We start from the raw sequence: 20,245 nt of genomic DNA on the forward strand, positions 1-20,245 counted from the left end.
CGACTACGAGGCAAGCCACCGCAGTGATCGCTGCCGTCGACATGACGGGCCCCAACGCAACGGGCTCCGCGCCCGATGCTTGCCTGAGCGACCTGTAGGCGACCCTCGACAAGAGGCCGACGGTCTTAAGCATCGGTCCGGACAGCCACAGGTCTCCAACACATAGGGACCACACGTCTTGCAGATCGAGGACCGCGCCCGCTGACGCGGGCACGGCGGCGCACCTCTCTGGCAGAGGGGGTGCCGGGGTGTCGGTGTCGATGCGGGTGATGAGCGCTGGGCAGGGCTACAAGTATCTCCTCCGCACGGTTGCCGCGGCTGACGGGGAACGGAAGCTGTCCACCCCGCTTACCCGCTACTACGCGGAGGCGGGGACACCACCTGGGCGGTGGCTCGGGAGCGGCCTGCCAGGCCTTGCCGACGGGCATATCGCTTCGGGGTCGCGCGTCTCGGAGGCCCAGCTCGAGCTGCTGATGAGTATGGGTCGAGACCCCGGCACCGGTGAACCTCTCGGGCGGGCGTATCCCGACTACGGGGCGTCCGAATCCGGGCCGGATCGCGTTACCTCACCGGAGTCGAACGCCTCGCAGCATGCCCACCGCCGCGCGGTGGCCGGCTACGACTTCACCTTCTCCCTGCCGAAGTCGGCCTCCGTTCTCTGGGCCATCGCCGATGCCAATACTCAGGCCACGATCGCCGCCGCGCATCACTGGGCGATCGACGACGTCCTCGCATTCATGGAGCGTGAGCTCGCCGCGACCCGAGCCGGCGAAGCGGGCCGGGACGGCGCTGTCGCGCAGGTGGAGGTGACGGGTCTTGTCGCCGCAGCATTCGATCATTTCGACTCGCGCGCCGGTGATCCGCAATTGCACACGCACGTTGTGGTGAGCAATAAGGTGCGCACTGTGTTCGATGGCAAATGGCGCTCGCTCGACGGACGCCCGCTACACGCGGCGACAGTTGCGCTCTCGGAATTGCACGCCGCGGTGTTCGCCGACCACCTGTCGCGTGCGCTCGGGGTCCAATGGGAACGGCGCGAACGCGACGCCGACCGCAACCCGGTTTGGGCGGTCGCTACCGTACCCGAGGAACTCGTCACCGAGTTCTCGTCCCGCTCGCGTCACATAGACATCGAGAAGGACCGGCTCATCGACGATTACATCGCCTCACACGGGCGTGCGCCGTCGAAGGTGACGGTCATCCGACTCCGTCAGCAGGCGACGCTTGCGACGCGTCCCGCGAAGCAGCTCCGGTCCCTCGCCGATCTCACACACGAGTGGCGGACCCGGGCCGGCCGACTGCTCGGCCTCGACGCGACCGCCTGGTCACGTACGGCGGTGGATCACGCTGACGCCGAGAAGCCGTTGCATGCCGAAGAGATAGAGACCGGCACTGTGAACCAACTCGCAACGCGAGTCGTCGAAGCCACCAGCGACCACCGCTCGACATGGACCCGATGGAACCTTTACGCCGAGGCTGCACGCCAGACGATGGGGTGGCGCTTCGCCGCGATAGAAGATCGCGAGGTGATCGTCGGCATGATCACGGATGCCGCGGAGCGGCGGTCCGCGCGCCTCACGCCACCAGAGCTCGCAGTCTCGCCGGCGGAGTTCCGACGTGCCGATGAGACAAGCGTCTTCCGCCCGCGCAACTCCACGCGATACTCATCGATTGCTTTGCTGGACGCGGAAGAGCGACTACTCAGCGCTTCGCACTCGACTAATGCGCCGGTGGTCAGCGCTGCAACCCTCGAACGCGCGGAGCGTGCGCGCCGCAATCACGGGATCGTCCTCGGCGAGGATCAGCGCACGGCGCTCCACTCGGTCGCGACCTCCGCACGCTCTTTGGATGTACTTATCGGCCCGGCCGGCGCTGGCAAGACCACCGCGATGCACGCGTTGCGCCTGGCGTGGGAACACGAGCACGGCCGCAGCTCGGTCATCGGTCTCGCACCGTCAGCGGCGGCCGCGCGTGAACTCGCCGATGACCTCGGCATCGCCACCGAGAACACCGCCAAGTGGTTGCACGAGCACGGCCATGGCCGCACGGCGGTCCGTGCAGGTCAGCTCGTCATCATCGACGAAGCTTCCCTCGCCGGCACCCTCACTCTCGATCGCATCAGCACGCTGGCGACGCAGGCGGGCGCGAAGGTGCTCCTGGTGGGGGACTGGGCGCAACTGCAGTCGGTCGACGCTGGCGGTGCGTTCCGGATGCTTGTCGAAGCCCGCCCTGATGCTCCTGAACTCGCCGATGTGCACCGCTTCCGCAATGCGTGGGAGAAGGAAGCATCTCTCAACCTCCGCAACGGGGAGCTTCACGCCCTCGATGCCTACGGCGCACACGACAGGATCTTCGGTGGTGACGCCGACGCGATGGCGGATGCCGCGTACAGCGCGTGGCTCCGAGACATCGCGTCGGGTGTGTCGTCCATTCTTGTCGCCGATACCGGTGACGGGGTCGCCACGCTCAACAGGCGGGCCCGCGCCGAGCTGATCCTCTCTGGCGTTGTGGATGCCACAGCCGAAGCATCCCTGCGGGATGAGTCCGCAGCATCCGTCGGTGATGTCGTCATCACCCGGAAGAACGACCGCCGCCTGCGCTCGGGACGCGACTGGGTGCGCAACGGCGCGCGGTGGCAGGTTGTCGCCGTTCGTCGCGACGGCTCACTGCGGGTGCAGAACGCCGACCGCGCAGGCGCTCGACCGCTGTCCCTGCCTGCCGAGTACGTGGCGAAGAACGTCGATCTCGGATACGCAGTGACCGCCTACCGCGCGCAAGGGATCACGACCGACACCGCGCACGCCGTCGTCGAGCCAGGAACGACGCGCGAGAACCTGTATGTCGCGATGACGCGGGGGAGAGCTTCGAACATCGCGTATGTGGTCGTGTCGCGTCCCGACGACAACCACTCCGCTCGGCACCCCGGTGAGCGAACGGATGCCACGGCCCGCGACATCCTCGCAGGTGTGCTCGGACACATCGGTGCCGAGTTGTCGGCACACGAGACGATTGCCGCTGAGCAGGAGAGCTGGGGATCGATCGCGCAGCTCGCTGCCGAGTACGACACGATCGCGGCTTCCGCTCAGCGTCCACGGTGGACGGACCTCATCCATGCGTGCGGGCTGCCTGCAGAGCTGGCCGCAACAGCAATCGCTTCGGATGCCTTCGGTGCGCTGACTGCGGGCCTTCGACGTGCCGAGGCGCTTGGCCACATCGTCGAGACACTCCTGCCGCGCATCGCCACCGTTCGTGGGTTCGAAGACGCTCAGGATGCCGCGGCTGTCCTCCACGAGCGGCTTGAGCGGGTCCTCACCCAGCCATCGAGCGGAAGTTCGCGGGGGAGTAGGCAAAGGCTGATTGCCGGCCTCATCCCGGCGGCGATGGGGGAGATGGATGCCGAGATGAGGCGTGCCCTCGAAGAACGTGCACAGCTCATCGAGGAGCGCGCGGCGGCTCTCGTCGACTCTGCGGTGGTCTCGGGCGAGAGGTGGGTCGCTTTGCTTGGGCGCGCTCCCGTCGACCCGGCGCGAGCACGTGCGTGGCGGCATCAGGCGCGCATCGTTGCCGCGTACCGTGACAGGTACGGCGTGTTCGAGGATGACGAGCTCGGCGTTCCCGCTACGTCACCGAACCAGCGAATGGATGCCGCGGCCGCAGGCGCGGCGCGGGATCGCGCGATCTGGCTGTCGCGGGCGGAGGCTCCTACACAGCCGCAGGCGGCACGTGCGCGAACGGGCGCCGTCCGCAGCCTGTAGCGGATGGTCCTATCGACGTCGGAAGGGCGGGCGTAGCCTGTGCGCAACCGCAGGATCCACGCCTGAAGGAGAGGCCTGGCCCATGTTCCAACTGCTCATCGCCTTCGTCGGCCGCATCTACACGTTCTTCCAGCGGACCATGCCGACGAACATGATCATCCGCGCCACGCACACGCGCCGCGGCCTGAAGTGGGGCGCGCCGGCGATGCTTCTCGCTGTCGTCTACGTCGTGATCGCCGCCTCGCTCGCACAGTGGGTTGCCAGCGGTGCACCCGGTTGGATCAATCTGCTCGTGCTGGTATGCCTATGGAACGTCCTGAAGTTCGTGGTGAACGGGCCGGTGACGCTCGTTCGGCTGGTGCGCGTGCGGGCGATCGAGCGTCGCTACCGCGACGCGGGCGTCGCGTCGCGCGCGACCATACCGGTCGGCTGAACCCAGTGCGACAGAGTCAGCCCGGATCGCGGCTTCGTTAGCCGTCCGCTCACCGTTCGTGTCACTGCACTGGTCATACGTGCGTCATTGGCACGCGCACGATCCGAAGCGGTAGGTGCATCGCGTCAGTACGCGCGAGGACCGGGTTGCGGGCGGGTGACGGATCGTGATCGCGCTCATGGGCTACGGTCGGGCCATGAGGCTCCTCACCGAAGGATGGTGCGATCGAGGTCCGTCGATTCCTGAAGCGGCAGCCGCACTATACGCGCCCGACGAAGCTTGGTGGGAGTCGGACGAGTTCCGAAGCGCCCCCAGTGACGATATCCGTGCCGCGATGAACGTGTGGTTTCTCACTGGAGCAACGCCCTCCCGCCGCGACGTGAAGGGAGCGGGCGACGGACTGGTTGATCTCGTGCTTCGTCCCACCGAGGCGCCGCCTGAGCCCGTCGAGATTCTCGCGACAATTGACTGGAACTATCAGGCCGCCGTTCCCCGCGCGGTAGCTCTCGTAGCCGAGCTGAATGGAAGTGAGCCGCTGGAACGCTACGTTGCAGTGCACCTGGAACGCGGGTGGGAGCCGCCGCGCACCAAAGGACGGAAGGCGCGCGATACGGGAGACCGGTGGCGAGAAGCTGTCGAGCGTGTGCGTCGAGAGGCGCGAGCAGGCTTGGTTAGCGACGAGGCAGCAGCCGCTATACAAGCAGTCTTTCCCGGGATCGAGTTCGGGATTCCAATCGCAGAACCGGGGAAGTCGGGCTTTGCGCTTGTGTCATGGAACGCCGCCGCGATCGACTCCGGTGACGTGCCCTACCTCCAACGGCTATCCGCGTACCTCGCGACCGAGGAACGCCCGGTCCACCACCTCGAGAAGCTGCACCGCGAGTCGATCGCGCTGGGCGCGCGGCGGCGACATCTGTACCTCCTTGTCGCTGCGGCCGGCCGCTGGGGCAACCTCCTTCCCACCTCACCAAGCTGGTTCACCGACGGTGACTTTGCCGCCCCCGAAGGTCTGACCGATCTGTGGTTGGACGGCGGAACCGGATACATCATGCGCTGGCGACGTGAGAGCGGCTGGACCTATCACGAGACCGGCTGACGCATTCGCAGTGGTAGTTGGTCAGAGACGATCGAGCCAGGTCGAACACTCCCCCAACACCAACTTGCCTCGTCGACCGCGGGACCAGCCGCGGCCCGACCGGCATGGGGGTGGCAATCCACCGGCTTTCGGGCACACCTCGAACTAGACCGGTGCTTGCGCGATTATCACCTCTCGCTACGGTAGGCCTGTGCTCCGCCTCGTTCAAACCCAAGCGTCTGCCGCGGCCGCGGCCTCGGATCGCGAAGGGCCCGACGCGATCGATGACGAACGGTGACATCTACGATCGTGATTATCGTGCCCGCCGGATCGCAGAGCTCCGCGCTAACGCGGCCGCTAAGGCGCGGCCGCAGTCCGCAACAGGAGACCCGTCAACGTGGACGTGGCGGGAGGCCGAGAATGCCGTTGCAGATTGGCTCCGGCTTCACAACGAGCAGCAAATCGTCGTCGGACGGGGAACGCATGATGGCGGCGTCGATGTGGAGACGTCGCGATGGGTTGTCCAGGTGAAGCACTGGGGAGGCCGTGTTGGAGCGGAGGCCGTGAGACAGATATTCGGTGTCGCAACTGCACGTGGAAAGGCCGCTATGGTCGTTACGCTCAACGGCTTCACTGTCGACGCGTTGGCCTTCGCTGAACAGGCAGGCGTGGCTCTGTACGTCTACCGAGACGGCCAGTTCGTGGCCTTCTCGTAGGAAGTCAGGTTCGTTTCCTTCGGGTCCGGTTCGGCAGCGCCGTGCTCGCGGGTGGCGATACAGCGCGGTCAAGGACCGACTTGCGAGCGAGTGGGCGCGGGCGAGCGGGTGAACCTTCCGCAAACAGGCAAGCCAACCCCTGCCGAAAGACCGCGTCACCCGTTTGCTCCTGGCACGTTGCCCAGTGGCCCCTCGCGGGCATGACACACTCACTGCGCAGGGCCATGAGGCGGCGGTGACCCACAATGGGAGCTCGGGGCCGGCGACATCCGAGGCGAGGATCCACATGGGCGACTACGACCTGAGCAGAATGGGCTGGCAGCAGTTCGAGCACATGCTGCAAGCCTTAGCGAAGGCAGAACTCGGCAACGGCGTGCGCCCGTTTGGCGCTGGTCGTGACGGTCAGCGGGACGCCACCTTCAATGGTGCCGTGAACTTCCCGCGCGGTTCCGGCCCCAAGTGGAACGGCTACGGCGTCATCCAGATGAAGTACAAGCACAAAGTCGCGTCGACGACCGAGGGCTGGCACTGGTTCCTCGAAGAAGCACGCAAAGAGGTGCGCGGCTGGCTTGCTAAGAAGCGTGTCGGCGACAGGACCCCGAAGTACCTGCTTTTCGCGACCAATGTCGTACTCAGCGGCACGAAGAGCACCGGCGGCAGGGATCAGTTCGACCGATACATGGAGTCAGCTGCTACTGAACTCGAGCTCGACGGCTGGTACGTCTGGGACTACGACGAGATCCGCACGATGCTCGACCAGCACACCGCGATCCGCCAGCGCTACTTCGAGCTGATCGTCACTGGTGACTTTCTGCTCAAGCTCGACGAGTTCTTCTCCGCCGCAACCGCCTTGGAGATAGAGCACCTCGTCGGTCACGCGGTGTCCGAACTCGTCAACCGCCAGTGGGTACGCACCGGCGATTCTGGCTACAAAGACTCATCGAAAGTGCGCCTCGCCGACATCGCAATCGACCTTCCCTGCGACGTTGAGTGGGCAGAAGGCGACCCGACTGATCGTGATCGCACCATGACCGCGGAGAGCGTGATCCGGATGGGCGACGACAATCTGTCAAACGGAATGGGTGGTGGAGCGAAAGCTGCCGTGGTCGTTGGTGGCCCCGGTCAGGGCAAGAGCACGATCTCGCAGGTCATCGCCCACGGCTACCGTGTCGCGTTTCTCGCCGACACGGACGTGAGCCGCCACGGAGCGACCGCCGTTCGAGCCTACGAAGATCTCGCCGCGAGACTGAAGGATGCCGGGATACCCACCCCTGAGCGCCGCCGCTGGCCCTTCGTTGTAGAGCTCGCCAAAGCCGGGACTTCCATCGCGACCACGAACGCACCGTTCTCGCTGCTCAGCTACATCGCCGAGTCGATCATCGTCGCTGGGCGCTCGGCCGAACCTGCGGCGCTATTGGAGTGGATGCGAAGCTGGCCGGTCTGTCTCGTGCTGGACGGCCTGGACGAAATCCCGAATGCTCGTGATCGCACAAGGCTGATGGACGCGGTCAGGACGCTCGTAAGCGACCTCAACGCGGCGGGTGTGGACCTGTTCGTCGTGGCGACCACGAGACCACAGGGCTACCGAGGAGAGTTCCGCGAAGCCATCCCGTGCACCCAGCTGGACTTGCTGGACTTCACGGAGGAGGAGGCTCTCAACTACTCCGACGCGCTCACTCGCTTGCGTTCTGCCGATGACCCTGACTTGGCCCAGCAGGTTTCTGAACGCCTGATCGAGGCCGTCCATGCGCGGGTCACGCAGAGACTGATGACGACGCCGCTGCAGGTCACCATCATGACTGCGCTGGCAGAGGAAGCAGTTGACCTGCCATCGGACAGGTTCGAGCTGTTCGACCGTTATTACCGGGTCATTTATGACCGAGAAGTAGCGAAGAGCGAGGCGTTCGCCGAGCTGAAGTCCCTTCGTCCGCACGTCGATCATCTTCACGAACAGGCGGGCCTGAAGTTGCAAGCCAGGTCTGAGAAGGCCGGCAACTCCGACGCAGCGCTCACAAAGAACGAGATCGCCCGCATCCTCCGCCGTCGGCTCAACAGGACTGCAGGGTACGACGAAGGCGAGTCTGACTCGCTAGCGGATACCCTCATGAAGCTGTCGACCGAGCGGCTCGTGATGCTCGTTTCACGCAGGGCCCCCAAGTATCAGTTCGAAGTCCGCTCTCTACAGGAGTACATGGCCGCTCGGGCGCTCACTGAGGGCGACGAACAAACCGTCCTAGACAACCTGCTTGCCCTCGTACCCTCCAGCCACTGGCGGAACACCTGGCTGCTTGCAGCCGGTCGAGTGCTCAAACGCCAAGAACATTTGATCGACAAGCTCATCGACCTGGTCGCCACATACGACTCAAAGAGAGCGGATACCCCACTCGCACTGATCGGTGCCGGGCTAGCGGGCGATCTCTACGTCGACAACTTGGCCATCGAGTTTCCTGGGATCAGACGACGCTTGCTTGAGAGTGCAGTAACCCAATTCGCCGACACCACGTTGTCCGTGCCCCGCAGCCTCTCAGAGCTCCTGAGCATTGCGCTAAGACAGCCGACCAAAGAAGTCACGATCGTGCTTGAAGCGCTACATGAGCTCAGTCGCGAGAATTCGTCATCGCTCGCGACCCTCGTGCTGAGCGAGAACAAGAGCGGCATGAGCGACCTCGCGAAGCAGTCTCGCACGACTCTCACGGAGGGGCGCACCTACGTCAAGCCTGCCCTCCGCAGCGGCCAGAGCAGCATCGACGCTTTGGCCACAGAACTTGGGCAGGTGGTTGAGCAAGTTCCCGAAGGCATCCTGCTCCTCGAGGAAATCAGAAGCGCTGACCCCCGCATGCTGGGAGAGTCCCAGCTCGTGGTCTCAGTAGATCTCTGGACCGTACTCGAACGGGAGCCTGCTCGGCGCGCCCTAGCGAAGGCGGTGGGACGAGCCGTCAAGAAGGACCCTGCCGCCGCAGCTCTCGGACGGCTTCTCCTCAGGCACTATGCCTCAAGGGTGCCGCAGGGACAACGCTTCCTCGCCTAAGCGCTTCTGCAGAGGTGCCGCGTACGTCCAGCGGCCGCTGGAGGATCATCGGTACCTGCTTCAGGGAGTCAGTCGGCAGGCTCCGTGGCCACTACAGGGACGGAGCCTTCCGCCGAGCTACGAGTCCAGGCATCTCCTCCGAGCCGATATGCCATGTTCGCCGTGAATCTCACCAACGGACCGCCGCTGAGCTCGCCCGGCTCGATGTCGATGAGTTCCACTTCGATGCTCTCCGTCCGCGCGTCATGGGCGGGCAGCCTGATGGGGAAAGATGGATATCGCTTCGCCGACAGCGGAGGGTCGACCTGAAAGCCGCCTATGACGACCGCGCGATCTGAGTCGTTCGCCAGGTCGACAAACAGCGTCGTCAGCTGCTGCTCTCCCGGCGAGCCCTGCGCTGCGCCTCCCCTGAGACCGATCGTGACATGCCTGGCTTCGGCTTCGGCGGAGGCTTGTGCCTCCTCCTTGGAACGACGTGCCGCACTTTCGGCCGCCTCTTGAGCTGCACTTTCCCTTTCGTGCTCTTCTCTTTGTTTCTGATGGCGCGCCCGCTCTTCGGCGACCATCGCCTCAGCCGTCTCGACCGACGGGAAGCTTGCCTTCCCGGCGAACACCGCCTGGTATATAGCGTCGTTGCTCTCCATGCGCTTTCTGGCACCCTCGAGCAACAGGACAGCGGAGAGGAGCAGGCCGACGCCAGCGGCCACAAGGTAGCCCCACCACTCAAGTTCCATGCGCCACGCGCTCGCCACGCAGATCACGTTCAGGGGTAGAACCACTGCAAACCGAAACGCTGCCTCCGCATCGGCCCGATCGTAACGATCGAAGAGGTCGCGATTGTCTGCCAGAAGTCGCGTCGCCACGAGCGGAACCTCGTCAACCATGCGCTCAGAAAGCAACCGGGCGATTCCTTCGCGGTCGGAAACGTCAGGCGCATCGGCGAGTTGAACGCCGGCCTGCTTCATTGCCGCCGCGGTGCGCCCGGCCAACTGCTCAGCCTCAACCACCGACGACGCTGACAACCCCAACCCCCGAAAACCAAATCCGCGCAGGATCGCATTGATAACAGTCGTTCCGGGGCGCACGAGGACTATTCCGAGGAGGTAGGCCACAAACGTCACGACCGTAATCAAAGCCGCTGAGCCGAACGCGCCAAGAACTTTATAGATCTCCGCGGCGAGCCCTGTCGCATCGTCTTGACTTGGGATCGCCGGATATAACAACAGCCAAGCGACGACGGCCCATAGGAAGCCGGTAGCAAGAGGCACGCGCAAGTCACGCAGTCCGGGTAGAAGACTTGCAAGCATCGGCAAACTCTAGCGGCTCGCCAATCGCTCCTACCGACGGAGCGGGCTCACGGCCCACGGAACATGGCACAAACTCATCCGGAGCGCAGAAGCGGATCCCGGGAGCACAAACAGGTCCCGGTCGCGGCCAATGCCCGCAAGTGGCTCGATCTGGGCGGTCGCGTCGAACAACACGGTTGAACTGACTGCCAAGTCAATCGGCCTTTGAATGGGCGCCCACTGCACGGGGACGCAAGCTCGACGAAGCCGGCGTACCCGAGCACCGGACCGCAATGTCGGACCCCCTTCCTAGACTCGATAGACCAGCCCGACCGAAAGCGGAGTACGCCCCGATGGCTCACCTGAAACAGCAGTTCAAGGATGCGTTGAGCTCCATCGAACCCGGCGACGACAAAGCCAATGCACCGGAGGCGCATCGGTTAGTCCGCGAAGCTCTCGCTGCTGACGCCAAGCTCGCCGAGTACGGGGTCAACCCGGTGTTGATCGGTTCCTACAAGCGAAGCGTGTCGATCAAGCGGGTCAAAGACGTTGACGTGTTCGTCCGTCTCCCCGATCTGCCGAGCGGCGTCACGTCGAAGGAAATTCTCGACCGATTCTTCACCGTCCTCCATGCCGAGTTCGGGCGTGATGACGACGGGCATCAGCGGACCAAGCGACAGGATCGAAGTCTGCAGGTCTCGTTCCCCGACTACGACCTCTACGTCGATGCCGTTCCCGCTCGACCACATTGGGACGGCGAGACGTGGGAGATCCCGCAGAAGGGCGACGATAACCAGTGGGTGCGCACCAACCCCGAATCGTTGACGTCGTTGTCGACCGCGATGAACACCGCGCACGACGGCTTCTACGTCCCGACGGTGAAGCTCCTCCGCCAAACCCGGCGCGCGATTCTCGGTAAGAAGAAGCCGGGTGGCTTCTTCTTCGAGGTCGCGACGTACCAGGCCTTCGCCTCGGGTCTGGTAGCGGGGAGTGATCACGCGGAGTACTACGCCTCGGCGCTCGATGAGGTGAGCAAGATCGTCGAGAACTTCGTCACCTACGGCATCGCGGTCAGCGACCCCACACTCCCCGGCCACACCATCGGCATCCGCGCGTCCGAAGACGAGCTGGAGGCGGCTCGGAGTCGTTTCATCAACGCCGCCGCCGACGCGCGAGACGCGCTCGAGGAAGAGGACGAGGGCAAGGCTGCGCTGGCGTTCCAAAAGCTGCTCGGCAAGAACGGCGACGACGACACCGTCTTCCCGATGCCGCCGGGCTTCAACGACGACGGGTCGAAGCGGGAATTTGCGATCTCCGCTGGTGAACGGGTCGTGCCGGCGGGCGCCAGGACCTTCGGTTGACGACCGCCGAGTACGACGAGTACGTCGCATACTCCCGTCAGCATTTCGAAGAAGGCCTGATCCGCGCCGGCTACATCGAAGGTGACACCGGGTGGAGAGGCACGATCGCGCATCCGGGCGGGGCGACAGACGTCGTGATCTCGTTTCGGGCCCGTTTTCCGTTCCAGCCGCCACGCGTCGTTCCCATCGACCCGGACAGCGTCGTGTGGTCCTGGCATCGAGAACTGGACGGCGCGCTCTGTTTGGTCGCGGAAGACGACCACGACGACCTGTGGTGGACAGAAGCGTCGGCCTTCCTGGAGCACGTGACCGCATGGTTTGAGCAGGCGGATGCCGGGTGGCCCAACGATCGGCCCGATCTGGATCTCGAGCGATACTTCCACCCGTCCGAAGACCAGCGTCTCTATCTCTACGACGACCTCGCTGGCTACCCAAACGGCTTCGTGCGATTTCGACCGAGTAGCAACAACACGATGCGGATCGGGAGCGGCACGCGTCCGCCGAAGGCGTCAAAGCACAGCAAGGACCGCTTTGGCTATGTCGCCGATCTCGGCGACATAGACGTTCCACCGAGATCCTGGCAGGACGTCGCGGTCCGCATCGCCCCCGATGTGGACTTGGACCGCCGGATCCGAAACTATCTCGTCGACATCGTGGTGCTCATCTACCGTCGCGGCATCCATGACGGTGCGATCGTCCTCGAGGTATGGCCGACGGAAGACGGGGGTACTGCCGTTCGGCGCCTCCGTGCGGCGGCCGACACCACAGCGGCGAAGACGGCCCGCGCAGGTGTGGTTGCGCCTCTGCTCCACGGAGCTCGGGTCGCGATCGTTGGCGTCGGCGCGCTTGGCTCCTTCACGGCCGACCTGCTCGTGCGTGCCGGCATCCGACACCTGACGCTCGTCGACGACGATATCGTCATGCCCGGCAACCTCATCCGCCACCTTGTCGGACCGGAGATGGTGGGGTTGCCGAAGGTCACCGCGGTCAAACGACATCTGGTCGCCCGGCATGAGATCGCCGCAGACGACATCGAGGAGCTCGGCGAAGCTGTCTCGTCCGGTGACTTCGCTATGGAGCTTCTGGCGAGTCACGATCTCGTCGTGGATACCAGCGCCGACTTCGCGACGACCGCGCTCCTGCATGTCTCGGCAGGGTCCGCGCGGAAGCAGATCATCTCTGCCTCGATCCAGAACGACGGCGCCGCCTACCGCGTCGACCTACTCCCGCCACCCGAGGGCGCCGACCCGCTGCCGAGCTCGAGGGCCGACGTCGATGAGCAGCCGCCCGCGGTGTTCGAAGCCGGGTGCGGCAGCCCGATCTCGCCAACACCACCCCACGTGGCGGTCGAGGCGGCATCCGCGACCGTCCGTCACGTCATCGGTCTCCTCATCGAACGTCCCGTCCACCTTTCAGGGGAAGTACGGAACCTCGTCGACCCAGCGAGGACTGCCCAATGACTCGATCCGCTCCGAGCATCGACGTGCGTGCGGACGCCCACGAGACGATCGCATCCGAGACAGCGAAACGGCTACCCCTCGAAACCGGCGGCATCCTCCTCGGGTACCGCGAGATCGACAACGTCGTGATCACTCACGCCGTTGTGGTTGATGGCGGTCGCGCGACAGAGGACCGATACGTCCGCGACGACGTTCGGGCGAACGAGCGGCTCGCAGAGTTCCTCTCGGATAGGGCAGAGGACGACCCAATCGGCTACGTCGGAGAGTGGCACAGCCATCCCGCACCGTCCGGCCCGAGCACAATCGACCGCAACGCGATGCGCGCCGCCGCCAAAGCCGCTGACGGCCCCGTCGCGCTCCTCATACTGACGCCCGGCGACACTGCCGCGTACTTCGGCCTGATCGCACGTCAGCGACTCGGCCGAGTCGTAACGCGGGATGCGCACGTGACCATCCCCCCGCCACGATTCGGTCAGCTCGACCCGCTTCCCGATGGCGCAGTTCGCGGTGATGGGCCCGTGTTCATCTCCTACCGCCAGTCCGACGGGACACAGCAAGCGGGGTCATTGGAGAACTTGCTCAGAGCTGCGGGTCTCGTCGTGTGGAGAGACCGCGTCGATCTGCGACCAGGGACGACCACCGACCGCCTCGAGCAGGCGCTCACCGAGGGGCTTTCGGCAGGCGTGCTCGTCGTGACGCCCGACATCATCGACAGCGACATCGTCCGTGAACGCGAACTCCCCCGACTGCTCCAGCTCGACGAGGACCCCGCGTTCAGCCTGTGCATCGCCAACAGGATCGCACGACCGGGAAGCGAGTCGAAATGCGACTACGACGCCCCCGACCGACTCCTGCGACTATCACCGGCTCGAACGCTCGCCGACAAGAAGCAAGCCAACGTGCTCGACCGTGGAGGCGAGCTCGAGATCGTTCGCGACCTCCTCATGCACCGTATAGAACAACGCCGACCTGAGATCCGCGCAGCGGACCGGGGCCTCACCATTCGCGTTCAAAGCCGCCCCGCCCCGTTCGCCGTAGATGCCGACGACGACGACCTTCACATGCGGATCAAGGAGGCCATCGAAGGCCGGCTCCCGTCGCCCGACGGCCTCGAACTCCTACGGCGGACGCTCCCGCTCACCGGTGATGCCGTGTTCGCGGCAGGCGCGAAGCGCGTGCAGATCTCCGGCGGCGCACACCTCTCGATCGGACTCGCACTTGGGGCAGCATTGCCCGAAACCAAGATCGGCAACGTCGCGGTCCTCGACGTGCAGAACAACGCCTGGGATTCCACACCAACGAGCAACGATCCGGGCGTCACCGAACTCAACGTCGAGGCGCTCCCAACCGAGGTCACCCGGCCGAGCAACGCTGCGAAAAGAGTCGCGGTCTTCGTGACGCTCACCGCAGACCCAGACCTCAGCGCGTTCGAGCGCCTCGTGCGCGAATCCGCAGAGGGCTTCGCCAACGCAGACATCGTCTCCGTCGCGAGTTCCAGTCGGATCGATCCGCAGGATGCGGGCCGCCTCAGCCGAGCCGTCGCCCAGCACATCAAGCGCCTGTCCGCCGATCACGGGCGGGCCGAAGTACATCTCGCCCTCCACGGCCCCTTCCCCATGGCCGTGCTCGTCGGGCGGTACCTGAATACGCTCCGCACCATCGCCTACGAATGGGACGGCGACACGATCAACGGCCCTCGCTACCGGCCAGCGATCACCCTCGAGCCCGGAGTCGCCGGCGGTCCGATCACGGAGGTACTCCTGTAGCGATGGAACCGCGCAGACCCGCCCGCGACCCTCCACTATCGGGCAATGCCCGTAAGTGGATCCCCATCTGACACACCCGGCACACTGGATAATGCCCATGGCGCTTGAACTCTCGCGCTCACTCGTCTCACTACGCATCTTGAAGCCTCAAGGGGAGGTATCGGTTGCGATGCGTACTTATGAGAACCAGACACTTGCAAGGTTGCGCGCCACCGTAACCCCCGACGCCGCGGCGGCTGAGACGCCTCAAAAGGCAAGGGATATGAGACAACCCCCACCGTGTCAGATGACCGCGCCTCAGCGTGTGATTTACAGCAATAAGTGACCGTTTTCTGTGCTCGGGCGGCGGCCGCATCCCTCACCTTCCGACGCGATCCGCGCGGCGTGGCGGAAGGCATTCGTCATGCGTTGATGCTGTTCGTGCCGGTGAGCGCCGTTCGCTGGGGAGGGATGCGGTGCGCCGATCACGGGCACGATCAGCGGAGCATCGGTCAAGGTGAAGTAGCGCATTGTCGCATTCAAGGCCACCGTGCCGAGCGGGACGATGACCCGCAGCCGGGGCAACGCCGTCAGCAACGAGTGCAGCGCTTCTCGTGCCGAATCGATGGCCGTGTCACCGGCCTGCCGGGGCTGTTCGGGGTCGATCCAGGGAATCGCGTTACATCGAACGTATTGGCTGCGCTGCAGACCGGATTCGATGCGAGCGACCCGCAGAGCTCGTGAGCTCGGGTTGCCGTTGTCCTCGCTGCTGAACGCCGCTTCTCCGAGACTCGCGGTCGAGGGTGCCGGTTTCTCCAGAAGAACGAGCACCCGGGCGCAGGTGCCTGCGTCGTCCGGATCGAACCAGGGCACGAACCGGTTCGCCCGTTCGTTGCGCCAGGAACGCACGAGTCGGTTCAAGGGTTCGACATGCGGGGCGTCGAGACGGTCGAGCTTACTCATGAGGGTATGCACATCCGGAAGCCGTCCTCTCCAGCCACCGTCTTCCCGGTGAACCCGGCGGCTGCCCGCTCGCGCCAGTAGGTGATGGACACCGCAGTGGGATCAGCCGGCAGGTAGTGGGTGAGAACGAGAGTGCCGGCGCCGGCGCGGCGTGCGACGGCGCCGATCTCGGTGACGTCGGTGTGCAGGGCGTGCATCCGCTCAAGCGCCAGCCCGGTGGTGCCGTGCTTCTCAAGGAAGTCAAGATCGACGACTTCGTGCACGAGCACGTCTGCGCCCTCCGCCAGCGCGACGAGGGCATCGCTAACCCGGGTGTCGCCGGAGAACACGATCGAGCCGTCGGGAGTGTCGAACCGGTAGGCGAGCGCCGGATGCGCGTGCCCGTGCAGTACCTCGACCGCCGTGACCCGCACACCGTCGACGTCATACACCACGACCGGCAGCGGCGCAGGCGGAGCAGCAGTGGTGCGCACGAGCTGCGCCGGATCGGGCATGACGGAGTCCAGAGGCATCACATTCAAGTGATAAGCCCAGCCATCGAGTATGTGACCGACGAGTTCGACGATGCCGGGCACCGGCCGATCCGGACTCACCAGCGCGACGCGCTCGAATCCGCCGGTCGCTTCCGCCTCGTGCGCGGCCGGAACCGTGGCGGGAGCCGCCGGACCGAACACCCCAAGGGGAGGCAACGGTCCGTCGTCACCTTTCCGCAGGCCCCATGGGTACAGCAGCACACCGGGGAGGTCTGCGGTGTGGTCGGCATGCAGGTGGGTAATGAAGACCGCTTCGAGGGCGGCAAAGTCAAAGCCCTCGTCAACGAACCGGGACGGGGTGCCGCGGCCCGCATCGACCAGGAAGACCCGCCCGTCGACGCGGATGGCCGACGCGATCCCGGCCCTCCCGGAAACCGGCGCAGGGCCCCCGGCGGTGCCGAGGAGGATCAGTTCCGTCACCATGACGCGGCCACCCTTCCGTGCTCGTTGAGAGCCTAAGCCGGTTGCGGTGGGGCCAGGAGGGTGCCCCGGATGATCGCCCCGTGAAACGTACGCACCGCGACGATCCCCCACGCCGCAACCAAACCGACATAAAGCACGACCGCGAGGGCATCGAGCGCGATGGCACCGGTGTGGAGGGCGAGCCCCGTCACGCCGGTGACGCAGGTGCCGACCGGGAAGGTGAACGACCACCAGGTCAACGCGAACGGCAGTCCCTGCCGGGCGGTCCGCACGGTGATCGCGACAGCCAGCGCACCCCAGAGCAGAGCGAACCCGAGAACGGGAACCCCGTAGATGACGCCGAACAGTTCCAAGGCGTGCGCCCACGAGGGGTCCACGACGAGATGGGCGTTGCCACCGAGAAGGTTCACCGCCGTGATGGACTGCCCCAGCGGTCCCAGAACAATCCACAGCGTCGGCACCATGGCGACCGCGCCGATCTTGTGCCGGGCCAACCTCGACCAGATCAGAGTGATGATGATCAGCGAAGCCACCAGGCTCAATCCGAACATCCCGTAACAGGCGAGCATCATCGTCAGCCGAGCCTGCCCTTCGGGAATGAACGGCAGCAGCAGCGCACCGGTCGCGGCCGACACCATCGGAGGCACCACGGGCATCAGCCAACCCCCGAATGCGCTGTCCTCCGACACCTCATGCCGGGTGAACGTCAGATACGGGATCGCGACCGCCGACAACAGTCCGAGCACCGTGCCCACCGTCCACAGCGCCGCGTCCACAGTCACCGCTGCAGGCTCACCGATCACGTCCTTGCCCAGCAGCAGGGTGCCCGCGCCGACCGTGAGCAGCGCCATCGGCGGGGCGCCATAGAAGTGCGCCATCACCGCATGGCTGTGATGGCCGCGGGCGGTCTGCCGGAACCTGACCCAATGCACCACCGTCGCGACCGACAGCACCACCAGCAGCAGGGTTGCGGCCGCCCACACCAGAGTCGCCGCCGGCCGCAGCCCCGGGAACTGCAACGGCAGGGTGGCCGCCGCGTTCGCGACGATCCCCGTGCCCATCACCGACGCGAACCAGTTCGGGGTGATGTTGGACACCAGAAGGCCTCGGTCTCCGACATCTCGGAACAAGTACCGCCCCCGAGCGGGATCGGCATGCACGTCGAGACGAGAAGTCATATATCCAGGATTACCTCTCCGGATTGCTTCGGGAAGGTGAACCCAATTGGGGCGTCACAAGCTAACCTTGTGGCGTGATAGGTGCCAACGATTTTCCGGACCTGGAGTCACTTCGAGTACTCACAGTCGTCGCAGACGTTGGAAGCCTCACGGCGGCCGGAGCTCGACTCCAGATGACGCAGCAGGCAGTGTCGCAGCGAATCCGGAGCCTCGAGAAGTCCATGGGACTTACCCTCATCGTCCGGTCCTCCCGCGGGTCGACCACCACTCCGGTCGGCAACCTGATCATCGAGTGGGCGGCCGCCTTGCTCTCAGCCTCTGACATGTTCACAGCCGCCGTGAACGCCCTCCAGCACGAACGGAAGCGCGAATTCCGAGTCGCCGCCAGCCTCACCATCGCCGAACACCTCGTCCCCCGCTGGCTCACCCGCTGGCACGCCAGCTCCGAAAGGCCGATCGTTCAGCTCACCGCCGCCAACAGCAGCGCCGTCATCGATCTCGTCCGACGCGGCGACGTCGACCTCGGATTCATCGAGACCCCCGACATCCCGACCGGGCTGAACTCCGCGCCCGTCGCTCACGACCAGCTCCTGGTCGTAACCGCCCCCACCCACCCCTGGACCAAGAAGCACACGGTGACACCGGAACAACTCGCCGCGACCCCACTTCTCGCCCGAGAAGAAGGAAGCGGCACACGAAGGACACTCGAGCGCGCACTTGCAGCCGCAGAATTCCACTCCATCGCTCCACCCGCGGCCGTCATACCGTCAGCCCTCGGCATCCGCACCACCGCGGCCGCGGGATACGCCCCCGCCGTTCTCAGCGCCCTCACCGTGAACGACGACATCCAAGCAGGCCGACTCGTACGCATCCACGTCGACGGACTCGACCTGAAACGACCGCTGACCGCTATCTGGAACAGCGACCCCACAGCCGACACCACCCGTTTTCTTCACACCATCACCGAAAGCCGCTCACACCTCGACGACGCCCAGAACCGCGAGACCATGAAGTCGAAATCCATCCCCGGATCAGGAAACCACGCGGCCACATAACACCAACGAAAACCGGCCAATCATCTGTGCGATCCACACCTCAGCGAGATTTGGCGGGATCACCGCTACGACACGATTCGGTGCTGGAAGATGCGCGACGGAGCCAGAGCCTCCCGCTGTCGCGTATGACGATCCGCCTACGATCGATCGAGGTCACGGAGAAGGCGGTCGGCGTCGGCCAACTCACACTTCATCTGCTCGATCGCCTTCGGCGTGAAGCGCTTGACTTGCAAAGCGAGGATCGCATCGGCCGCAACGTCGCGGACCTCGAATGCTGCGGCAACAGCTGACGTTGCGTCGGCGTCATCGCCCGCTCAATCGGCGCATACCCGCATGAGCTTTTCGGGGTCTTCGAGGGCTTTGAGGTAAGCGCTGATGATCTCGATGCGCAACATCAGGTTTCGACGATCTTCGTCCATGCGCCCACCGTACCGAGCCGAAATGAACGGCGTGCGAAGATACGACTGTCGGCCTGCGTCGCACAAGCGGATCCCCGCGGCCGAGGGAATCCTTGATGAGGCTCATAGTCGCAGCCCGTTCGCGCGACGCGCGGGTCGTTGCTTTTCGAATCCGAACCGCGGCGTTGGTGCCACGGACTCTAGTACGTCCTCGAAGACTGGATCGAAGCGGCGGAGAAGCGACACGTATCCGAACTGATGGTTGTAGATGAGTGCGTACTCGGAAGACTTGTCGTGGACGACACGGTCCGTCGGGCTCCAGGGGACCTTTTCGTAGACGTAGCCATTGACCAGCGCGGCATCCCTTGTCTCGTCGCCGAAGTCCCACTGCGACAGGTGCTGGATTGCGGTTCCGGGTCCGTCCTTGTCGGTCATGTCGAGCACGGCGTTGGCTTCCTCGCCCTGCATGAAGACGATGCCCATCCAGCGCTGTTCGACCGGTGGTGCCATTGAATCGGACCACGCGGGGGTGGTGCTGCTCATTTCGATCTCCCTTCTCAACGGGGAAGGTGCGCGCCTTCTCTCCAGCACCGAACACTTCCGCCCGCGAGGCGCGCTGCGCGCGGGGACCTATCTGAGGAGGAGGTCGCGTACACCAACGACTGGATCTCGGCGCTGGCTCGTAGACATACCGACTGTGCCCCGGTTGCCTGGACTTGAGATGTAGACACGTACTCGACAGTTCAGATACCTCGAGATCTCTCCAAGGGCCTCCAGATCCATCGAAGCCCAGTCGCGTATGCTGGCAGCTACCACCACCGGAGTGAAGCCGAAGG

The 20,245-nt window shown here is 64.9% G+C and carries 15 protein-coding genes; 10 read left to right on the top strand and 5 right to left on the bottom strand.

All coding sequences use genetic code 11. The features are described 5' to 3' along the window. The first annotated feature begins 260 nt into the window (after positions 1 to 260). The 5 genes from mobF to BLT19_RS12060 all read left to right on the top strand — a co-directional run bounded on the left by mobF (position 261) and on the right by BLT19_RS12060 (position 9,007). Complete coding sequence (mobF, locus tag BLT19_RS12040; RefSeq protein WP_456237932.1) at positions 261 to 3,755, top strand: MobF family relaxase; 3,495 nt, start codon at positions 261 to 263, stop codon at positions 3,753 to 3,755. Positions 3,756 to 3,837: 82 nt separating this feature from the next. After that, positions 3,838 to 4,188: a hypothetical protein gene (locus tag BLT19_RS12045; protein ID WP_091490505.1), complete on the top strand. Its 351-nt coding sequence runs from the start codon at positions 3,838 to 3,840 to the stop codon at positions 4,186 to 4,188. Positions 4,189 to 4,384: 196 nt separating this feature from the next. Further along, a complete protein-coding gene (locus BLT19_RS17690; RefSeq protein ID WP_157681857.1) occupies positions 4,385 to 5,284 on the top strand; it encodes a hypothetical protein in 900 nt (299 codons plus the stop codon). Positions 5,285 to 5,547: 263 nt separating this feature from the next. Next, positions 5,548 to 5,979, top strand: a complete 432-nt coding sequence (locus BLT19_RS12055) for a restriction endonuclease (RefSeq protein ID WP_157681858.1) — start codon at positions 5,548 to 5,550, stop codon at positions 5,977 to 5,979. A 286-nt stretch (positions 5,980 to 6,265) separates the two neighbouring features. Continuing rightward, positions 6,266 to 9,007 (top strand): NACHT domain-containing protein, encoded by a 2,742-nt coding sequence (locus BLT19_RS12060; protein ID WP_091490515.1) that lies wholly within the window; start codon positions 6,266 to 6,268, stop codon positions 9,005 to 9,007. Between the two features lie 68 nt (positions 9,008 to 9,075). On the opposite strand, the gene BLT19_RS12065 is transcribed toward BLT19_RS12060, so the two are convergent. After that, a complete protein-coding gene (locus BLT19_RS12065) occupies positions 9,076 to 10,314 on the bottom strand; it encodes a hypothetical protein (RefSeq protein WP_091490518.1) in 1,239 nt (412 codons plus the stop codon). Positions 10,315 to 10,646: 332 nt separating this feature from the next. Here BLT19_RS12065 and BLT19_RS12070 point away from each other — a divergent pair, with 332 nt between their 5' ends. Genes BLT19_RS12070 through BLT19_RS12080 form a run of 3 tightly spaced genes read left to right on the top strand, consistent with a single transcriptional unit; the run spans position 10,647 to position 14,880 of the window. Next, positions 10,647 to 11,654 (top strand): nucleotidyltransferase domain-containing protein, encoded by a 1,008-nt coding sequence (locus BLT19_RS12070; protein ID WP_091490520.1) that lies wholly within the window; start codon positions 10,647 to 10,649, stop codon positions 11,652 to 11,654. Continuing rightward, positions 11,651 to 13,114, top strand: a complete 1,464-nt coding sequence (locus BLT19_RS12075; protein WP_091490523.1) for a HesA/MoeB/ThiF family protein — start codon at positions 11,651 to 11,653, stop codon at positions 13,112 to 13,114. Before BLT19_RS12070 ends, BLT19_RS12075 begins: the two co-directional genes overlap by 4 nt. Then, positions 13,111 to 14,880 carry an SAVED domain-containing protein gene (locus tag BLT19_RS12080; protein ID WP_091490526.1) on the top strand — a complete coding sequence of 590 codons (1,770 nt, stop codon included), beginning with the start codon at positions 13,111 to 13,113 and terminating at the stop codon, positions 14,878 to 14,880. The genes BLT19_RS12075 and BLT19_RS12080 overlap by 4 nt, the downstream gene beginning before the upstream one ends. 309 nt (positions 14,881 to 15,189) lie before the next feature. On the opposite strand, the gene BLT19_RS12085 is transcribed toward BLT19_RS12080, so the two are convergent. Genes BLT19_RS12085 through BLT19_RS12095 form a run of 3 tightly spaced genes read right to left on the bottom strand, consistent with a single transcriptional unit; the run spans position 15,190 to position 17,956 of the window. After that, positions 15,190 to 15,822 carry a uracil-DNA glycosylase family protein gene (locus BLT19_RS12085; RefSeq protein ID WP_091490529.1) on the bottom strand — a complete coding sequence of 211 codons (633 nt, stop codon included), beginning with the start codon at positions 15,820 to 15,822 and terminating at the stop codon, positions 15,190 to 15,192. Beyond that, entirely contained in the window at positions 15,819 to 16,778 is a 960-nt protein-coding gene (locus BLT19_RS12090; protein ID WP_091490531.1) for an MBL fold metallo-hydrolase, read from the bottom strand. The genes BLT19_RS12085 and BLT19_RS12090 overlap by 4 nt, the downstream gene beginning before the upstream one ends. A 32-nt stretch (positions 16,779 to 16,810) precedes the next feature. Further along, the gene (locus BLT19_RS12095) at positions 16,811 to 17,956 is read right to left on the bottom strand and encodes a TDT family transporter (RefSeq protein WP_091490533.1); all 1,146 of its coding nucleotides are present in this window, start codon (positions 17,954 to 17,956) and stop codon (positions 16,811 to 16,813) included. Between the two features lie 74 nt (positions 17,957 to 18,030). On the opposite strand from BLT19_RS12095, the gene BLT19_RS12100 reads away from it, so the two are divergent. Both BLT19_RS12100 and BLT19_RS17695 read left to right on the top strand, forming a co-directional pair. Further along, positions 18,031 to 19,011, top strand: a complete 981-nt coding sequence (locus tag BLT19_RS12100) for a LysR family transcriptional regulator (RefSeq protein ID WP_091490536.1) — start codon at positions 18,031 to 18,033, stop codon at positions 19,009 to 19,011. Between the two features lie 80 nt (positions 19,012 to 19,091). Next, the gene (locus tag BLT19_RS17695; protein WP_157681859.1) at positions 19,092 to 19,301 is read left to right on the top strand and encodes a hypothetical protein; all 210 of its coding nucleotides are present in this window, start codon (positions 19,092 to 19,094) and stop codon (positions 19,299 to 19,301) included. A gap of 231 nt (positions 19,302 to 19,532) precedes the next feature. Here BLT19_RS17695 and BLT19_RS12105 read toward each other — a convergent pair whose 3' ends face one another. Further along, complete coding sequence (locus BLT19_RS12105; RefSeq protein ID WP_157681860.1) at positions 19,533 to 19,952, bottom strand: hypothetical protein; 420 nt, start codon at positions 19,950 to 19,952, stop codon at positions 19,533 to 19,535. Positions 19,953 to 20,245 lie beyond the last annotated feature (293 nt).

Source organism: Microbacterium pygmaeum (assembly GCF_900100885.1).
GTDB classification, from domain to species: domain Bacteria; phylum Actinomycetota; class Actinomycetes; order Actinomycetales; family Microbacteriaceae; genus Microbacterium; species Microbacterium pygmaeum.